Below are 17,007 nucleotides of genomic sequence, written 5' to 3'. Positions count from 1 at the left end.
CGTTGCGGGCGGGGGCGGGCGGCGATGTTGCGATCCCCGGCTAGCCGGGGAAACCCGAGGTTACCGGCCGAAACTTCGGGGGTGAGGCTCCAGTTTCCCCGGCTAGCCGGGGATCCCAACCGCCCCCTCACCCCCCGCTCAGGGCGCGTACGACGGCGCTGGGGCTCGGGCGGCCGAGGTGGCCGGCCATCCACGAGCTGGTGGCGACGACGGCGTCGAGGTCGACGCCGTGGTCGATGCCCAGCCCGGTGAGCATCCAGACCAGGTCCTCGGTGGCGAGGTTGCCGGTCGCGGACTTCGCGTAGGGGCAGCCACCCAGGCCGCCGGCGCTGGCGTCGAAGGTGGTGACGCCGGCCTGCAGGGCGGCGTAGGTGTTGGCGAGCGCCTGGCCGTAGGTGTCGTGGAAGTGCATCGCGAGCCGGTCGGGGCCCACGCCCGCCGCGGCGAACGCCGCCACGAGGGCCTGCACGTGCGCCGCGGTGGCGACGCCGATGGTGTCGCCGAGGCTGAGCTCGCTGGCCCCGAGGTCGAGCAGCCGGGTGCCGGCGGTGACGACCTGCTCGATCGGCACGGCGCCCTCCCAGGGGTCGCCGAAGCACATCGAGACGTAGGCCCGCACGTCCATCCCCGCCTCGCGCGCCCGCGCCACCGTCGGCTCGAACATCGCGAACTGCTCGTCGAAGGTGCGGTTGAGGTTCTTGCTGGCGAAGGTCTCGGTGGCGCTGCCGAAGATCGCGATGTGCTCGAGCCCCAGCTCGAGCGCCCGGTCGAGGCCGCGCTCGTTGGGCACCAGCACGGGGAGGCGACGGCCCGCCTCGCCCAGCTCTGCCATCAGCTCGGCGGCGTCGGCGAGCTGCGGCACCCACCGCGGGTGCACGAAGCTGGTCGCCTCCACGACGGGCAGACCGGCGGACACGAGGCGGCGTACGAACTCGGCCTTGACCCCGACCGGGACGACCGTTTGCTCGTTCTGCAGGCCGTCACGCGGGCCGACCTCGTAGATCGTGACGCGCGCGGGCAGGCCGTCGGCGCGGACGGTCATCGGGAGCTCGCGGTCACGCATCGTCGGCCTCCACCACGAACAGCGTCGCGCCGAGCGTGACCAGGTCGCCCGCAGCGGCGCCCACCGCGCTCACCGTGCCGGCGAACGGCGCCTTGAGCGCGAGCTCCATCTTCATCGCCTCCATCACGCCCAGCGTCTCACCCTCGCCCACGTGCTGACCCTCGGCGACGGTGACGGCGAGCACGGTCCCGGGCATCGGCGCCAGCAGGGTGCCGTCGCCGGCCGCGGCGGCGTGGTCGCCGAACGGGTCGGGTCGCTCCCACGACCAGCGCTGGCCGCGGTGGACGACCTCCACGACGTCGCGCCGGACGTTGAGCACGGCGTGCTCGGCGACGCCGTCGACGAGCAGGTGGACGGTGTGGTCGGCCGCCGACACGAGCCGTACGTCGTGGGTCCGCCCGCCGCTGGCCACCCGTCCGCGATGGCGGTCGACCACGATGGCGTCGTCGCCCAGGACGACCGTGTCGGGTGCCGGGTCGCCGCCCATCCGCCAGCCGTCGGCCCGCCACGGCCCGCTCGTGCCCATGGTCTCGAGCAGCACCTCGGTCCACGCGCCGAAGACGCGCGCGAGCCCGTCGTCGGGTGCCCGGACCTCGTGGCGGTCCAGCCAGGCGGTGTCGATCGTCGCGTCACGGAACTCGTCGGAGGCGGCCAGCGCACGCAGGAACCCGGTGTTGGTGGTGATGCCGAGGACCGCGGTGTCGTCGAGGGCGGCGACGAGAGCGGCGCGCGCGGACTCGCGGTCCGCACCCCACGCGATCACCTTGCCCAACATCGGGTCGTAGGCGGTGCTGACCTCCTGCTCGGGCTCGAGCGCGTGGTCGACGCGGACTCCGGTGCCGGACGGCCACCGCACGATCGACGTACGACCGGCCTGCGGGAGGAAGCCGTTGAACGAGTCCTCGGCGTAGACGCGGGCCTCGATGGCGTGCCCCTCGAGGGTGACGTCGTCCTGCGTGAAGCCGAGCGGCTCCCCGGCGGCGACGCGCAGCTGCAGCTCGACGAGGTCGACCCGCTCGCCCCGCACGCGGACGACCTCCTCGGTGACGGGGTGCTCGACCTGCAGGCGGGTGTTCATCTCCAGGAAGTAGAACTCGCCGGTCGCGTCGTCGAGCAGGAACTCGACGGTGCCGGCGCCGGTGTAGCCGCACTGCTCGGCGAGGGCGACCGCCGACGCGGTGATCGCGGCGCGCTGCTCCTCGGTGATGGTCGGCGCGGGCGCCTCCTCCAGCACCTTCTGGTGCCGCCGCTGCGTGGAGCAGTCGCGCTCGAAGAGGTGCACCACCTGGCCGTGCATGTCGCCCATGACCTGCACCTCGACGTGCCGGCCGGACTCGACGTACTTCTCCACCAGGATCGTGTCGTCCCCGAACGCGGCGCGAGCCTCGCGCTGCGCGGCGGCGAACGCCTCGGCGTACTCCGCCGCGGAGCGCACCACCCGCATGCCCTTGCCGCCTCCGCCGGCGGCGGCCTTGACCAGCACGGGGTAGGAGTACGTGGCCGGGTCGTCGTCGAGGGAGTACGACGGCACGACCGGCACGCCGGCCGCGACGGCGATCTCGCGGGCGGCGTCCTTGCGGCCCATCGCGTCCATCACGTCGGCGCTCGGGCCGACGAGGACGAGGCCGGCCTCGGCCAGCGCGCGGGCGAACGGTGCCCGCTCGGAGAGGAACCCGTAGCCGGGGTGGACCGCCCAGCAGCCGTGCCGCCTGGCCTCGCGCACCACCTCGTCGACGTCGAGGTACGACGCGACGCGCCCCGCCGCGTCGCACGCCCGCACGTGCGGCGCGTCGGCGTCGGTGTCGGTGTAGACCGCCACGGTCGGCAGGCCGAGCCGGCGGCAGGTCCGAGCGACGCGGACCGCGATCTCGCCGCGGTTGGCGACGAGGACGCGCATGGTCGACTCCAGCATGGTCATCACATCCTGAAGATGCCGTAGGACGGCTCGGGGACCGGGACGTACGACGTCGCGGCCAGCGCCATGCCGAGGACCCGGCGGGTGTCGGCGGGGTCGATGATGCCGTCGTCCCAGAGGCGAGCGGTGGCGTAGTAGGGGTTGCCCTGGGTCTCGTACTGCTCCCGGATCGGCGCCTTGAACGCCTCGACCGCCGCCTCGTCCTCGAGGTCGGTGCGCACGGTGGCGAGGACGCCGGCGGCCTGCTCGCCGCCCATCACCGAGATCCGAGCGTTGGGCCACATCCAGAGGAAGCGGGGGTCGTAGGCGCGGCCGCACATGCCGTAGTTGCCGGCGCCGAACGAGCCGCCGATGACGACGGTGAACTTGGGCACCACGCTGCACGCCACCGCGGTGACGAGCTTGGCGCCGTCGCGGGCGATGCCCTTGTTCTCGTACTCGCGCCCGACCATGAAGCCGCTGATGTTCTGCAGGAAGACCAGCGGGATCTTGCGCTGGTTGCACAGCTCGATGAAGTGCGCGCCCTTGAGCGCCGACTCGCTGAACAGGATGCCGTTGTTGGCCACGATGCCGACCTCGTAGCCGTGGATCCGCGCGAAGCCGCACACCAGCGTGTCGCCGTAGAGCTTCTTGAACTCGTGGAACCGGCTGCCGTCGACGACGCGCCGGACGACCTCGCGGACGTCGTAGGGGGTGCGCGTGTCGGTGGGCACGACGTCGTAGAGCGACTCCGGCGGCTCGTGCGGCTCCTCCACGTCGGCGGCCTCGCGGTCGGGCCGGACCGGCGGCAGGGTGTCGACGATCGAGCGGACGATCGCCAGAGCGTGGGCGTCGTCCTCGGCGAGGTGGTCCACGACCCCGGAGGTGCGCGCGTGCACCTCGCCGCCGCCGAGGTCCTCCGCCGAGACGACCTCGCCGGTCGCCGCCTTCACCAGTGGCGGGCCACCGAGGAAGATCGTGCCCTGGTTGCGCACGATGACGGTCTCGTCCGACATCGCCGGCACGTAGGCGCCGCCGGCGGTGCACGAGCCCATCACGCTGGCGATCTGCGGGATGCCCCGGGCGGACAGGTTGGCCTGGTTGTAGAAGATGCGGCCGAAGTGCTCACGGTCGGGGAACACCTCGTCCTGCATGGGCAGGAAGGCGCCCCCGGAGTCGACCAGGTAGATGCACGGCAGTCGGTTCTCGCCGGCGATCGTCTGTGCCCGGAGGTGCTTCTTGACCGTCATCGGGTAGTAGGTCCCGCCCTTGACGGTGGCGTCGTTGGCCACCACGACGCACTCGCGCCCGGCCACCCGGCCGATCCCGCTGACCACGCCGGCGGAGGGAACCGCGTAGTCGTCGCCGTCCGCGCCGTACATCCCGAAGGCCGCCAGCGGCGCCAGCTCGAGGAACGGGCTGCCCGGGTCGAGCAGCCGGTCCACCCGGTCGCGCACCAGCAGCTTGCCGCGGTCGGTGTGCTTGCGGCGGGCGTTCTCCGACCCGCCCTGGCGCACCCGGGCCAGGCGGGCGCGCAGGTCCTCGACGAGATCCCTCATGTCGTCCACGACGCCAGGTTAGCGATCGTTAACCTGAGGTGTCCATCGTCGTCCGCCGTACGTCGGCCGGGACCGCGCATGGTTAGCCACCACTAACCTCGACCTGGTGACCCCTCGTCGACAGCAGATCCTCGACATCGCAGCCGGGCTCTTCGCCGCCCGCGGGTTCCACGGCGTCTCGGTCGCCGAGCTCGGATCGGCCTGCGGCATCTCCGGGCCGGCCCTCTACAAGCACTTCGAGTCCAAGGACGCGATGCTCGCCGAGATGCTGGTGACGATCAGCGAGACCCTGCTGGCCGAGGGCCGCACCCGCGTGGCCGACGCCGAGGGACCTCGCGAGGCGCTCGAGGCGCTCGTCGAGTGGCACATCCGGTTCGCGATCGACCACCGCGCCTTGATCGTCGTGCACAACCGCGACTGGAGCAGCCTGCCGGACGAGGCGCGCGAGCGGGTGCGGGCGCTGCAGCGGGCGTACGTCGACGTGTGGGCCACCGAGGTACGCCGCCTCGACCCGCGGCTGAGCACGGAGGCCTCGCGGACGCGGGCCCACGTGCTGTTCGGCCTGCTCAACTCCACGCCGCACAGCGGCCGGCTGCCCGACCCCCAGCTGCACGAGGTGCTGCGCGAGATGGCGCACGGCGCCCTGGGCCTCGACCGCTGACGGCCCGGACGCGGCCCGCCCGCGGCTAGGCTGAGCGCCATGAAGCTGAGCGAGACCCTCGAGGACGCCTTCAACGCCCAGATCACCCTGGAGTTCCAGGCCTCGCTGGTCTACCGCCAGCTCGCCATCGAGCTCGAGCTGATGGACCTCTCCGGCATCTCCACGTGGTTCCGCCACCAGGCCGACGAGGAGATCCTGCACGCGCACAAGTTCATCGACCACGTGTCGGACCGCGACAACCACCCGCGCATCGGCGCGGTGGCGGCGCCCGCGGCGCAGGTGGGCTCGGTGCTCGACGCCTTCCAGGCCGCACTGGCGCACGAGCAGAAGGTGTCGGAGTCGATCCGCAACCTCTACCGCCTCGCCGAGTCCGAGGGCGACCTCGACTCCCGTCCGCTGCTCAACTGGTTCCTCGAGGAGCAGATCGAGGAGGAGGCGACGGTGAGCGAGATCGTCGGCCGCGTGAAGATGATCAACGAGGACGGGCCCGGCCTGCTGCGCCTCGACGAGGAGCTGGGACTTCGTCCGGCGCCCGCACCCGCCGAAACCCGCTGACCACGCCGCACGACGTCACCGAGGCCGGGTCACCACGCGTCGAAGGGCGAGTCCCGCTGCAGCAGCCGCGCCGCGCGCACGGCCGCGTCCTCGGCCACCACGAGATCGTCGACCACCTCCGGCGCCGGCTCGTCCTCGGCGGTGACCGCGTCCTGCGGCGGGGCGAGCCGGTGCAGGTCGCGCAGCACGCGCTCGCGGGGAAGCCCCCGCAGGTGGGTGAGCACGAAGGGATCGGCCTGGATGAGCCACGCCAGCTGGGTGAGCACGGCGAGAGCGTGCGGGCACGGATCCAGCCACGCCTCGCAGGTGCAGGCCGAGCCGAGCTCGCCGCCGTAGGGCAGCAGCTCGACGCCGGCCTCCTCGACGGACTCCACGAGGGCGTGCGGCAGCTGGCCGGCCAGCAGCGCACCGATGCGCCCCGCCTCTGCTGCCACGAGCTCGGTGAATGCGGACGCGTCGGAGTCGTCGAGGACCGGGACGGTGACCTCGACGGTGAACGCGTCCTGCCCGTCGGTGACGGCGGCGACCGCGTCGCCCTCCGCGACGGTGATCGAGCCCACCGCGCCCGCACGGGCCAGGGCCCGTCCCTTACGCAGGTCCTCCGCGCTGAACGCGGCCTCCTCGACCGCTCGGAGCACGGCCTTGCTCCACCACGTGCCAGCGCCCCCGCCGCGACGAGCGGGCAGGCGGGGATGGGTCAGGGCGGTCATCGACGCAGCTCCACCAGGTCGCGCAGCTCGGCGTCGGAGAGCTCGGTCAGGGCGGTCTCGCCGCGCGCGAGGACCGAGTCGGCCAGCGACCGCTTGCGGGACAGCAGCTCGGCGATCCGCTCCTCGATGGTCCCCTGGGTGACGAAGCGGTGCACCTGCACCGGCCGGGTCTGCCCGATCCGGTAGGCGCGGTCGGTGGCCTGGTCCTCCACGGCCGGGTTCCACCAGCGGTCGAGGTGCACGACGTGGTCGGCGCGAGTGAGGTTGAGCCCGGTGCCACCGGCCTTGAGCGAGAGCAGGAAGACCGGGATCTCGCCCGCCTGGAAGCGCGCGACCATCGCATCCCGCTCCCGGACCGGGGTGCCGCCGTGGAGCAGCTGGTGCGGCACGCCGGTGGTGCCGAGGTGGCGCTCGAGCAGCCGCGCCATCGCGACGTACTGGGTGAACACGAGGACCGCGCCGTCCTCGGCGACGACGGTGCCGATGAGCTCGTCGAGCAGCTCGAGCTTCTCCGAGCGCCCGCGCAACTTGGGGTTGGGCTGGCGCAGGAAGTGGGCCGGGTGGTTGCAGATCTGCTTGAGGCCCGTCAGCAGCGCCAGCACCAGGCCGCGCCGCGTCTCCTCGTCGGCCTCCTCGATGCGGCGCATGGACTCGCGCACCAGCGTCTCGTAGAGCACGGTCTGCTCGCGGGTCAACCCGAGGAGGTGGTCGGTCTCGGTCTTCGGCGGCAGCTCCGGGGCGACACCGGGGTCCGACTTGCGCCGACGCAGCAGGAACGGCCCGATCAGGTCGGCGAACTGTCGCGCCTTGGTGGGCTCCAGCCCCGACTCGATGGGCGCCGCCCACACCTTGCGGAAGGCGTTGCGGCTGCCGAGCAGCCCGGGGATCGTCCAGTCCAGGATCGACCACAGCTCGGTGAGGTCGTTCTCGACGGGGGTGCCGGTGAGCGCCACGCGTGCGGTGCTCGAGATGGTGCGCAGCGACCGGGCCGCGGCTGATCGCGAGTTCTTGATGTGCTGGGCCTCGTCGGCGACGACGAGGTCCCACGGCACCTCCGCCAGGAGCGCAGCGTCGTTGCGCATCGTGCCGTAGGTCGTGAGCACTAACCCGCCCGTCACCTGGTCCAGGTCGCGCGCGCTGCCGTGGTGACGGCGTACGTCGACGCCCGGTGCGAAGCGGCGGATCTCCGCCTCCCAGTTGCCGAGCAGCGACGCGGGACAGACCACGAGCGTCGGACCACCGGTGCCGGTCTCGGCGCGGTGCAGGTGCAGCGCGATCAGCGTGACCGTCTTGCCCAGCCCCATGTCGTCGGCCAGGCAGCCGCCCAGGCCCAGGCCGGTCAGCTCGGCCAGCCAGGTCAGGCCGCGGCGCTGGTAGTCGCGCAGGTCGGCCCGCAGCCCGGCCGGCACCTCGACGGGCTCGCCCGACGCTGCGTCGCGGACGCGGTCGCGCACCCGGAGCAGGCTCGCCCCGACGACCGCCTGGTAGGGGGAGTCCTCGATCTCGACGACACCGGTGAGCGTGGCGGCCAGTGCCTGCACCGGCGTGACCGTGCGGATCAACCGCTTGCGAGCCCGCTTGATCACCGCCGAGTCGACCGCCACCCAGTTGTCGCGCAGCTTGATGATCGGGGTGGTCGTGCGGGCCAGCGCGTCCATCTCGTCCTCGGTCAGCTCCTCGCCGTGGAGGGAGAGCTGCCACTCGAAGGCGAACAGGGCCTGCGGACCGAAGAGTCCGTCCTGCAGCGGCTCCTCGCGCGCGCCCGCCACCCGCTGCGGGCCGAGCTCGACGCGCTGGGTGACGTCGCGGTCGAGGTACTTCGGCCACATGACCGGGTGGCCGGCCTCGGTCAGTGCGGCGGCGCCCCCGTCGAGCAGCGACAGGATCTCGTCGGAGTCGAGGGTGATCTCGTCGGGGACGCGCAGGTCGAGCAGGCGGTCGAGCACCGGCCACGCGTCGGCGGCGGAGCGGAGGGCGATGGCGGCGTGCGTGCGGGCGCGCTCCCCGAAGCCGTGCGGGGCGTCCGGCCCGGCATCGGCCCACAGCTCAGCCGCGTCGGCGACGTGGGCGGGGTTGTCCACGGCATGCACCTGCACCACCAGACGTACGGCACCGGCGACGAGCTCCTCCTCGTCGGCCTCGATGCGGAACGAGACCGACACCAGGTGCGGGCGGTCGTCGCGCCCGCGCGCCCGAATGCGGGCGATGCGCTGTTGCAGCCGGTCGCTGAAGTCGTCGGGGCTCGGCGCCGGCGCGGGCCGGGACACCGGTGTGAGCGGGCTGCGACGAGAGCGACCCGGACTCGTGCGCGGCATGGTGTCGACGACCGCGTCGAGCAGCCCCCGCACCATGTGCTCGGCGGTGGCCTCGTCGAAGCCGTCCCACGCCCGGGCCCTCGCCAGGTCGGCGATGCGCCGCTCGTCGTCGGCGTCGAGGCCCGCGACCTGCCAGTGACGGCCCTCCGGGTCGGGTGCGAACCGCCCCGAGGCCACCAGCTGCAACCCCATCAGGGCCGCCCCGGCGAGCAGCGCGAGCGAGGGGTGGATGCCGTCCTGGTCGCGCACCTTGCCCAGCACCGGGAGCGCGCCGCGGATCGGCATCACGATCGTGCGGCGCTCGTCGGTGAACTCGATCGAGCTCTCCCGGGGCGGCTCCCCCACCAGCAGCCGGGCGGGACCGGTGACCGGGACCAGGCTCATGCGGGCACCTTTCGACGACGTGCGACAGGACGCTAACGCCTGGCACCGACGTCGAGTTCCCGATCGTACGGGGCCGCCTCCTCGGACGGACCAGGCCACCGTACGCATCGCTTTCCACCCGTGAGGGTGATGCAGACCACCGCGAAAAGAATTGCGTCGTTGTCAGTCGCAACCAATACCGTTGACGCGTGACCGACACCCAGACCCCGACCGGCGCGACGCAGCCGGACTCCGACAAGCTCGACAAGAGCGTCCTGATGGTGGCCGGCGTGGTCGTCCTCGGCGCCATCATGTCGATCCTCGACATCACCGTCGTCTCCGTTGCGCTCAACACCTTCCAGGAGGAGTTCGACGCGACCGCGGCCGAGGTCGCGTGGACGATGACGGGCTACACGCTCGCCCTGGCCAGCGTCATCCCGCTGACCGGGTGGGCCGCCGACCGGTTCGGCACCAAGCGGCTCTACCTGCTCGCCGTGCTCCTGTTCACGATCGGCTCGGTGCTCTGCGCCGTGGCCACGTCGCTGGAGATGCTCGTGCTGTTCCGCGTGCTGCAGGGCCTCGGCGGCGGCATGCTGATGCCGCTCGGCATGACGATCCTCACTCGCGCCGCGGGCCCGGAGCGCGTCGGCCGCGTGATGGCCGTCCTCGGGATCCCGATGCTGCTCGGGCCGATCTTCGGCCCGATCATCGGCGGAGCGCTGATCGAGAGCGCGTCGTGGCACTGGATCTTCCTCATCAACCTGCCCATCGGCATCGCCGCGATCGCCTACGCCTGGGTCGTGCTGCCCAAGGACGAGGTCGAGCCGTCGGAGACCTTCGACTGGCTGGGCATGGTCCTGCTGTCCCCCGGCCTCGCCGCGTTCCTCTACGGCGTGAGCTCCATCCCGGAGGAGGGCACCGCGATGGCCGCCCGCGTGCTCGTCCCGGTGGTCGTCGGCCTCGCGCTGATCGTCGCCTTCGTGCCGTGGGCCCTCGCCCGGCGCAACATCCACCCGCTCGTGGAGCTGCGCCTGTTCAAGAACAAGAACATGACGGTCGCGATCTTGGCGATGACCCTCTTCGCGATCGCGTTCTTCGGTGCCTCGCTGCTCTTCCCGCTGTACTTCATCCAGGTCCGCGGCGAGGGCACCCTCTTCACCGGCTGGCTGCTGGCCCCGCAGGGCGTCGGCGCGATGATCACCATGCCGATCGCCGGCATCCTCGCCGACAAGATCGGCCCCGGGAAGATCGTGCTCGTGGGCATCGCGGTGATCACCGTCGGCATGGCGATGTTCACCCAGATCGGCGCCGACACGTCCTACGTCTACATCCTCGGTGCGCTGTTCATCATGGGCCTCGGCATGGGCGGCACGATGATGCCGATCATGACGGCGGCGCTCGCGACGCTCACCGCGCACAACGTGGCCCGCGGCTCGACGCTGCTCAACATCACCCAGCAGGTCGCGGCCTCGATCGGCACCGCGCTGTTCTCGGTGATCCTCACCAACGAGCTCAAGGACTCGAAGTTCGCCGCGGCCGGCCAGGCACTGGCCGAGGCCGGCGACGACCAGTCCCAGGTCGCGGCGGTCCTCGAGCGGTTCGGGATCACCCCGGACGAGATGGGCAACCTCCAGCAGCTGATCACTAGCGACATGGCCGACGCCTTCGCCACGGTCTTCATCGTCGCCACGGTCCTGGTCGCCTGCTGCCTCATCCCGGCGGCGTTCCTGCCCCGCAAGAAGCTGGCGCCGGTCGACCCGACCGCGATGATGGGTCACTGACCCGCGCGCAGCACCACGACGGCCCGTCCCCTCGCCGGGGGCGGGCCGCTGTGCGTTCCGCTGCCGGCCGGACGATCGAGCGCCGGGCCGGACCGGCTCAGCCCTGGGTCGCCAGGACCAGGGGCAGTACGGCGCTCGCGCCCGCCGCTCGGATCGCCGAGGCGGCGACCGTGAGCGTCCAGCCCGTCGCGACCTGGTCGTCGACGAGGAGCACCGTCGCGCCGGGAGGCACGTCGGCGGCGAGCCCGCCTCGGCGACGTACGGCGGCGACGCGCTGGGCGGAGTTGGACTGACCGGCCCGCGGCGGGATGGTGTCGTCGCGGATCGCCCACGTGCCGACGATCGGGATCTGCATCACGCGGGACAGTCCCTCGGCGAGGTCGCGGGTGAGCGTGGGCCGGGTGGCGGACTCGACGACCACGACGGCGTCGGGCCGCGAGGACCACTCGGGCGACCAGTCCTTCATCACCTCCATCACGGCCTGCGCGAGCCCCGGCGGCACGGGCCCGTCGGGCGTGTCCTCGCGGAAGAGCGTGCGCAGCGCCTGACCGTGGCCGAGGTCCGTCAGCCGCGCGACCGCGCGGCCCGGCTCGGCGCCGTCGGCGATCTTGCCCTTGAGGTCGAGGCCGAGGTTGGCCAGCGCGGTGGGCCACATGCGACGCGGCTCGAGCACGACCCCGGGCCGGGCCAGACGCTGCCCGGCCTCGGCGACGGCGGTCTCGCTCATCGCGGTGGAGAGGGCGAGCCCGCCGCAGTTGTCGCAGCGGCCGCAGTCGGCGGCGTCGGGATCGTCGAGCTGCTCGCGCAGGTAGCGCATCCGGCACTCGGTCGTTCGGAGGTAGCCCAGCATGGCCTGCTGCTCGCGCTCGCGCGCCTCGGCCACCCGGGCGTAGCGCTCGGCGTCGTAGGCCCACGGCCGGCCGGTCGCCACCCAGCCGCCCTGCACGCGCTGGACGGCACCGTCGACGTCGAGCACCTTGAGCATCGACTCCAGCCGGTTGCGGCCGAGCTCGACCCGGGTCTCGAGAGTGGCGGTCGACATCGGCCGGTCGGACTCGGCGAGTGCCGCCAGCGTCTCGCGCACCTGCTCCTCGCGCGGGAAGCCGAGGGAGGCGAAGTAGGCCCAGATGTCGCGGTCCTCGATCTGGGGCAGCAGGACGACGGTGGCGTCGTCGGTGCCGCGGCCGGCGCGGCCGACCTGCTGGTAGTAGGCGACGGGCGAGGACGGCGCACCGAGGTTGATCACGAAGCCGAGGCTGGCGTCGAAGCCCATGCCGAGGGCGCTGGTGGCGATCAGCGCCTTGACCCGGCCCTCGACCAGCGCCTGCTCGAGCGCGTGCCGCTCGTCGGCCTCGGTCTGCCCGGAGTACGCCGCGACCTCGAGCCCGCGCTCGCGCAGGTAGCCGGCGACCTCCTGGGTCGCGGCGACGGTGAGGCAGTAGACGATGCCGGAGCCGGGTTGCTCGGCGAGGTGGTCGGCGAGCCAGGCGAGCCGCTGCTCGGGGGTCGTGAGCTGGACGACACCGAGGCGCAGCGACTCGCGGTCGAGGGTGCCGCGCTGGACGAGCACGGCGGAGTCGGCCGTCTTGTCGGCGTGCACGCCCAGCTGCTCGGCGACGTCGGCGGTGACCCGCGCGTTGGCGGTCGCGGTGGTCGCGAGCACCGGGATGCCGGCGGGCAGCTCGGCGAGCAGGGTGCGCAGGCGGCGGTAGTCGGGTCGGAAGTCGTGGCCCCAGTCGGAGATGCAGTGGGCCTCGTCCACGACCAGCAGGCCGCAGGTCGCGGCCAGCCGGGGCAGCACCTCGTCGCGGAACCCGGGGTTGTTGAGCCGCTCCGGGCTCACCAGCAGGACGTCGACCTCGCCGGCGTGGATCTGGTCGTGGATCGGCTGCCACTGGTCGATGTTGGTGGAGTTGATGGTGACCGCGCGGATGCCGGCTCGCTCCGCGGCGGCGATCTGGTTGCGCATCAGCGCCAGCAGCGGGCTGACGATCACCGTCGGGCCCGCCCCCTGTTCGCGCAGCAGCTTGGTGGCCACGAAGTAGACCGCCGACTTGCCCCAGCCGGTGCGCTGCACGACCAGCGCGCGTCGCCGGTCGACCGCGAGGGCCTCGATCGCGGCCCACTGGTCCTCGCGGAGCTGCGCATCGTCGCGACCGACCAGCGCCCGCAGGTGCCGCTCGGCGGCCTCGCGGGCGGAGAGGCGTACGTCGTCGGTGGCGGTGGTCATGGGACCTGTCTACCAACCGCCACCGACGTCCGCGCCGGAGGTCAGCGGGCGGGGCGGGCCAGGCACCGGTCGAGGTCGACTGCCGCCCGGTGTGCGGCCGGCGTGCTCGCGGGGTGGCTGGATCGAGGGGTCCGCCGCCTCAGTCCTGGCGCGGCTCCCCCGTCCGGGTGGCGTCGGCGGGCAGGTCGGGGAGGGCCAGCCAGTCGTCCCAGCTGAGGTCGCGGCCGACGTAGCGCGGGCGGCGCAGCGGCCACTCGGCCGCGATCCAGTGCGGTACGAGCGCGTCGAGTGCAGCCTCGAGGGGGCTGCCGACCAGCTCGTCGACGACCCACCACGAGATCTCCGCGTCGGCACCGACCTTCTCCGGCGGGTCGACGTAGACGCAACCGAGCAGTCGGGTCTCGGCGGTGTCGAGCAGGGCGTAGTTGAACGACTCGTGCGCCTCGATCTCGGCCTCGTGCCGAGCCAGGTCGGCGAAGTCCGCCTCGCGGGTCATCCCCTCCGGCGGCCACCCCCAGGCCCGGCCGTAGATGGACCACAGTCGCTCGCGCGAGCCGTTCACCGCGGGCAGGTCGATGTCGACGTCGCTCGCGCGGATCGGGCGCAGGTGGTGCCCGCCGTCCACCTGGACCCGCAGCGGGTGCACCCAGTCGGTCGGCAGCCAGGCAGCGACCGTGTCGTCGGTGCGCGTCGCGGGCGGGGCCACGGCGGTCATCGGGGTGGTTGCGGTGGTGTCGATGGCGTCGGTGCTCATGGGGGCCTTCCTCGCTGTCCCCGGCGACCCTCGCCGGGGACCCGCACACTCCCGCCCGGGTCTTGCGGTCGGCCTGCGGTCTCCTTGCGCGCACCGCAGAGCGCGGCCGGGGGGTGGCCGGCCGCTCCTACGACGCCGCGCCGGACCGGGCCAGCGCCACGACCTCGGCCAGCCCGAGGGCACGGCCCCGCGCCACCTCGTCGTCGTACGACGCCGCCAGCCCGTCGCGAGCCGCGGCGAGCGCGTCGGCGAGGAGCCGTTCGTCGGGCTGGTAGTAGCCGTAGACGTCGGCACCGACCGTCTCGCGCAGCCGCTCGGCCGCCCCGTGCAGCGCGGCGACGCGGGCGTGGGCGCCCTGCTGCGACTCCACGACGGCGAGCGCTTCGAGGAAGTAGGCGAGGTTGGCCATGTCACCCGTCTCGACGCTGAGGGAGACGCCCTCGTCGATCTGGGCGCGGGCGCGTACGACGTCACCGGACGCGGTCGCGACCTGCACGGAGGTGAACAGGGCGACGTAGGTGGCGAGCGGGTCGTTGCGTCGCCGGGCGGCGGCGAGCGCCGCCGTCAGCAGTGGCTCGGCCTGGTCGGGGAAGCCCACCAGCAGGCGCACCGTCGCGCGCCAGACGTGGGCCAGCGTCCACAGCCACTCGCCACCGAGGCCGCACGCCTCGGTGAGGCGCACCGCCTCGACGAAGCGCACCTCGGCCTCGTCGACGCTGCCCTCGGCCAGCGCGATCAGCCCCTCACCGGCGACGCCGTGCGCCTCGCCCTCGAGGTCGCCGATCTCGCGTCCCAGCTCGGCTGCGCGGCAGAAGTTCCGGGCGAGCCGCATGTCGCCCTGGGCGAACGTCAGGGCGCCCAGGACGGCGTGCGCGCGGACCGCCACCGGGCCCGAGACGTCCTGCTCGACCACGCCCTGCGTGAGCCGACGTCCCTCGAGGAAGTGGCCGCGCAGCCACCAGAACAGCCAGATCGCCCAGGTGAGGCGACCCGCCAGGTCGCCCTGCCCCGACGTGAGCGCCCACTCGGCCGCGGCGACGAGGTTGGCGTGCTCGCGCTGGGTCAGTGCGAGCGCCTCGGCGGTGCCGGGCCCCCGGAAGCTCGGCTCGGTCGCCTCGGCGAGCGCCAGGAAGTGCCGCAGGTGAGCGTCCTGGGCAGCGCGCCGCTCCTCGCCGACCAGCAGGTCGCCGACGAACTGCGCCACCGGCTCGAGCAGCCGGAAGCGCAGGACGTCGGGGTGGTCGGCGTCGCGCAGCACGAGCGAGTGTGCGACCAGCTCCTCCAGCACCGCCAGCGCGTCAGGCCGGTTCGGGTCCTCGCCCAGCACCGCCTCGACGGCGTCGAGGGTGAAGCCACCGGAGAAGACCGCCAGCCGCCGAAGGACCGCCTGCTGCTCGGGGCCGAGGAGCTGGTGGCTCCAGTCGAGCGCGGCGCGCATCGTGCGCTGGCGCACCGGCAGGTCGCGCGCTCCCGCCTGCGCCATCACCCGGTCGAGGTGCTCGAGGATCAGCGCCGGCGGCATCAGGTGCGACCGGGCGGCGGCCAGCTCGATCGCCAGCGGGATGCCGGCCAGCCGGCGGCAGATGCCGGCCACGGCGGTGGCCGTGGTCCCGTCGAGGACGAGGCCGGGCTGCACCCCCCTGGCCCGGTCGACGAACAGCGCGACCGCTGCCGACGCGCCCAGCACGTCGGGGTCGGTCTCGTCCTCGGCGGGAAGCTCGAGGGGAGGCAGCTGGTACTGCAGCTCGCCGCGCACGCGCAGCGTCGTCCGGCTGGTGACGAGGAGGCTGAGCCGCGGGCACGAGGCCACCAATCGAGCCAGGGCCGGCGCGGCGTCGAGCAGGTGCTCGAGGTTGTCGACGACGACGAGCAGGTGGCGCGAGCGCAGCTGGGCGACCACCGCCTCGAGGGGGTCCAGGCCCTCGACCGCCGCGAGCCCGGCCGCGCGACCGATCGCCGGCAGGACGAGGTCGGGGTCGGTCACCGGCGCCAGCGAGACGACCACCACGCCGTCGGCGAACGCCCCGCGCGACGCCTCGGCGACCGCGTGCGCGAGCCGGGTCTTGCCCACGCCGCCGATGCCCGTGACGGTGACGAGCCGCTGGCCGGAGCCGGCGAGCAGCTCGCTCAGGTGCTCCACGTCGTGCTGGCGACCGACGAGGCCGTCGGCCGGCACGACCACGTCGGAGTGCCACAGCGGCTCGGCCGCACGGGCCGGGCCGGCGGCCGGTGGCGTCACCGGAGGCGCGGGTGGTGCGTCCAGCCCGGAGTCCTGGGTCAGCACCTGGTGGTGCAGCTCCTGCAGCTGGGGGCCCGGGTCGATGCCCAGCTCGTCGGCCAGCAGCTCGCGCAGGTCGGCGTACACCGCGAGCGCCTCGGCCTGCCGGCCGGAGCGGTAGAGCGCGAGCATCTGCTGGCGCCGGAACGCCTCGCGCAGCGGGTGCTCGGCCACCAGCGCGGGAAGCCGGTCGAGCGCCGCGTCGAGGCGGCCGAGGGCGAGGTCGACGTCGACGAGCAGCTCGCAGGCGGCGAGCCGCTGGCCCTCCAGCCGGGCGGACTCGACCTCCGCGAACGGCAGCCGGATGTCAGCGTAGGCCGGACCCCGCCAGAGTCCGAGCGACTCCTCGAGCAACAGCTGCGCCTTGCCGAGGTCGCCGGAGGCGTGCGCCTCGCGGCCGCCGTCGAGCAGCTCCTGGAAGCGGACGGCGTCGACGGCCCCATCGGCGTCGAGCCGGTAGCCCGGCGACACCGTCGAGATGCCCACACCGAGACCGGCCGCGGCGAGCCGGCCGCGCAGGCGCGAGATGACCGCGTGGAGGTTGGACGGGCTGGCGCCGCGGCCCACGTCGCCCCAGACCCGTTCGAGCAGCGAGTCGCTCGACACCACGCGCCCGCAGTCGACGACCAGGGCCGCGAGCACCTCGCGGTGCCGGGGCGACCCGACGTCGACGACCTCACCGTCGCTGCTCACCTGGAGCGGACCCAGTACCTCGATCACGCGCGATCTCCCCCTGATGTACGTGCGCGGGAATCCTAGGGCCAGCACCCCCGGCCCGGGCGAGCGATTTCCGGTCTGCGGTCAGCCCTCCAGGCGCCGCAGCCGCGGTCGGGGTGGCCGGAGG

11 protein-coding genes are annotated in these 17,007 nt (G+C 73.3%); 3 read left to right on the top strand and 8 right to left on the bottom strand.

Annotated features, from left to right (window positions below; all coding sequences use genetic code 11):
* Positions 1 to 127: 127 nt before the first annotated feature.
* Genes J3P41_RS14480 through J3P41_RS14470 form a run of 3 tightly spaced genes read right to left on the bottom strand, consistent with a single transcriptional unit; the run spans position 128 to position 4,516 of the window.
* Positions 128 to 1,063: a hydroxymethylglutaryl-CoA lyase gene (locus J3P41_RS14480; RefSeq protein ID WP_210651068.1), complete on the bottom strand. Its 936-nt coding sequence runs from the start codon at positions 1,061 to 1,063 to the stop codon at positions 128 to 130.
* Complete coding sequence (locus tag J3P41_RS14475; protein WP_210651067.1) at positions 1,056 to 2,975, bottom strand: biotin carboxylase N-terminal domain-containing protein; 1,920 nt, start codon at positions 2,973 to 2,975, stop codon at positions 1,056 to 1,058. The genes J3P41_RS14480 and J3P41_RS14475 overlap by 8 nt, the downstream gene beginning before the upstream one ends.
* A 5-nt stretch (positions 2,976 to 2,980) precedes the next feature.
* The gene (locus tag J3P41_RS14470) at positions 2,981 to 4,516 is read right to left on the bottom strand and encodes a carboxyl transferase domain-containing protein (protein ID WP_210651263.1); all 1,536 of its coding nucleotides are present in this window, start codon (positions 4,514 to 4,516) and stop codon (positions 2,981 to 2,983) included.
* Positions 4,517 to 4,622: 106 nt separating this feature from the next.
* Here J3P41_RS14470 and J3P41_RS14465 point away from each other — a divergent pair, with 106 nt between their 5' ends.
* The gene (locus J3P41_RS14465) at positions 4,623 to 5,177 is read left to right on the top strand and encodes a TetR/AcrR family transcriptional regulator (RefSeq protein ID WP_210651066.1); all 555 of its coding nucleotides are present in this window, start codon (positions 4,623 to 4,625) and stop codon (positions 5,175 to 5,177) included.
* A gap of 39 nt (positions 5,178 to 5,216) precedes the next feature.
* On the top strand, positions 5,217 to 5,732 hold the full coding sequence (locus J3P41_RS14460; RefSeq protein WP_210651065.1) for a ferritin: 516 nt from the start codon (positions 5,217 to 5,219) through the stop codon (positions 5,730 to 5,732).
* 29 nt (positions 5,733 to 5,761) lie between these two features.
* Here J3P41_RS14460 and J3P41_RS14455 read toward each other — a convergent pair whose 3' ends face one another.
* Both J3P41_RS14455 and J3P41_RS14450 read right to left on the bottom strand, forming a co-directional pair.
* A complete protein-coding gene (locus J3P41_RS14455; protein ID WP_210651064.1) occupies positions 5,762 to 6,442 on the bottom strand; it encodes an SWIM zinc finger family protein in 681 nt (226 codons plus the stop codon).
* Positions 6,439 to 9,141 (bottom strand): DEAD/DEAH box helicase, encoded by a 2,703-nt coding sequence (locus J3P41_RS14450; protein WP_210651063.1) that lies wholly within the window; start codon positions 9,139 to 9,141, stop codon positions 6,439 to 6,441. Before J3P41_RS14450 ends, J3P41_RS14455 begins: the two co-directional genes overlap by 4 nt.
* 188 nt (positions 9,142 to 9,329) lie before the next feature.
* On the opposite strand from J3P41_RS14450, the gene J3P41_RS14445 reads away from it, so the two are divergent.
* Positions 9,330 to 10,901 (top strand): DHA2 family efflux MFS transporter permease subunit, encoded by a 1,572-nt coding sequence (locus tag J3P41_RS14445; RefSeq protein WP_307862008.1) that lies wholly within the window; start codon positions 9,330 to 9,332, stop codon positions 10,899 to 10,901.
* A gap of 97 nt (positions 10,902 to 10,998) precedes the next feature.
* On the opposite strand, the gene J3P41_RS14440 is transcribed toward J3P41_RS14445, so the two are convergent.
* From J3P41_RS14440 to J3P41_RS14430, 3 genes are all read right to left on the bottom strand, one after another.
* On the bottom strand, positions 10,999 to 13,131 hold the full coding sequence (locus J3P41_RS14440; protein ID WP_210651062.1) for an ATP-dependent DNA helicase RecQ: 2,133 nt from the start codon (positions 13,129 to 13,131) through the stop codon (positions 10,999 to 11,001).
* A 139-nt stretch (positions 13,132 to 13,270) separates the two neighbouring features.
* On the bottom strand, positions 13,271 to 13,885 hold the full coding sequence (locus J3P41_RS14435) for a GNAT family N-acetyltransferase (RefSeq protein ID WP_210651061.1): 615 nt from the start codon (positions 13,883 to 13,885) through the stop codon (positions 13,271 to 13,273).
* A 127-nt stretch (positions 13,886 to 14,012) separates the two neighbouring features.
* On the bottom strand, positions 14,013 to 16,883 hold the full coding sequence (locus J3P41_RS14430; RefSeq protein WP_210651060.1) for a BTAD domain-containing putative transcriptional regulator: 2,871 nt from the start codon (positions 16,881 to 16,883) through the stop codon (positions 14,013 to 14,015).
* Between the last annotated feature and the right edge of the window lie 124 nt (positions 16,884 to 17,007).

This window comes from Nocardioides sp. SYSU D00065 (assembly GCF_017916425.1).
Taxonomy (GTDB): domain Bacteria; phylum Actinomycetota; class Actinomycetes; order Propionibacteriales; family Nocardioidaceae; genus Nocardioides.
The sequence above is the reverse complement of the archived record's forward strand: the minus strand, read 5'-3'. Positions and strand labels throughout refer to the sequence as shown.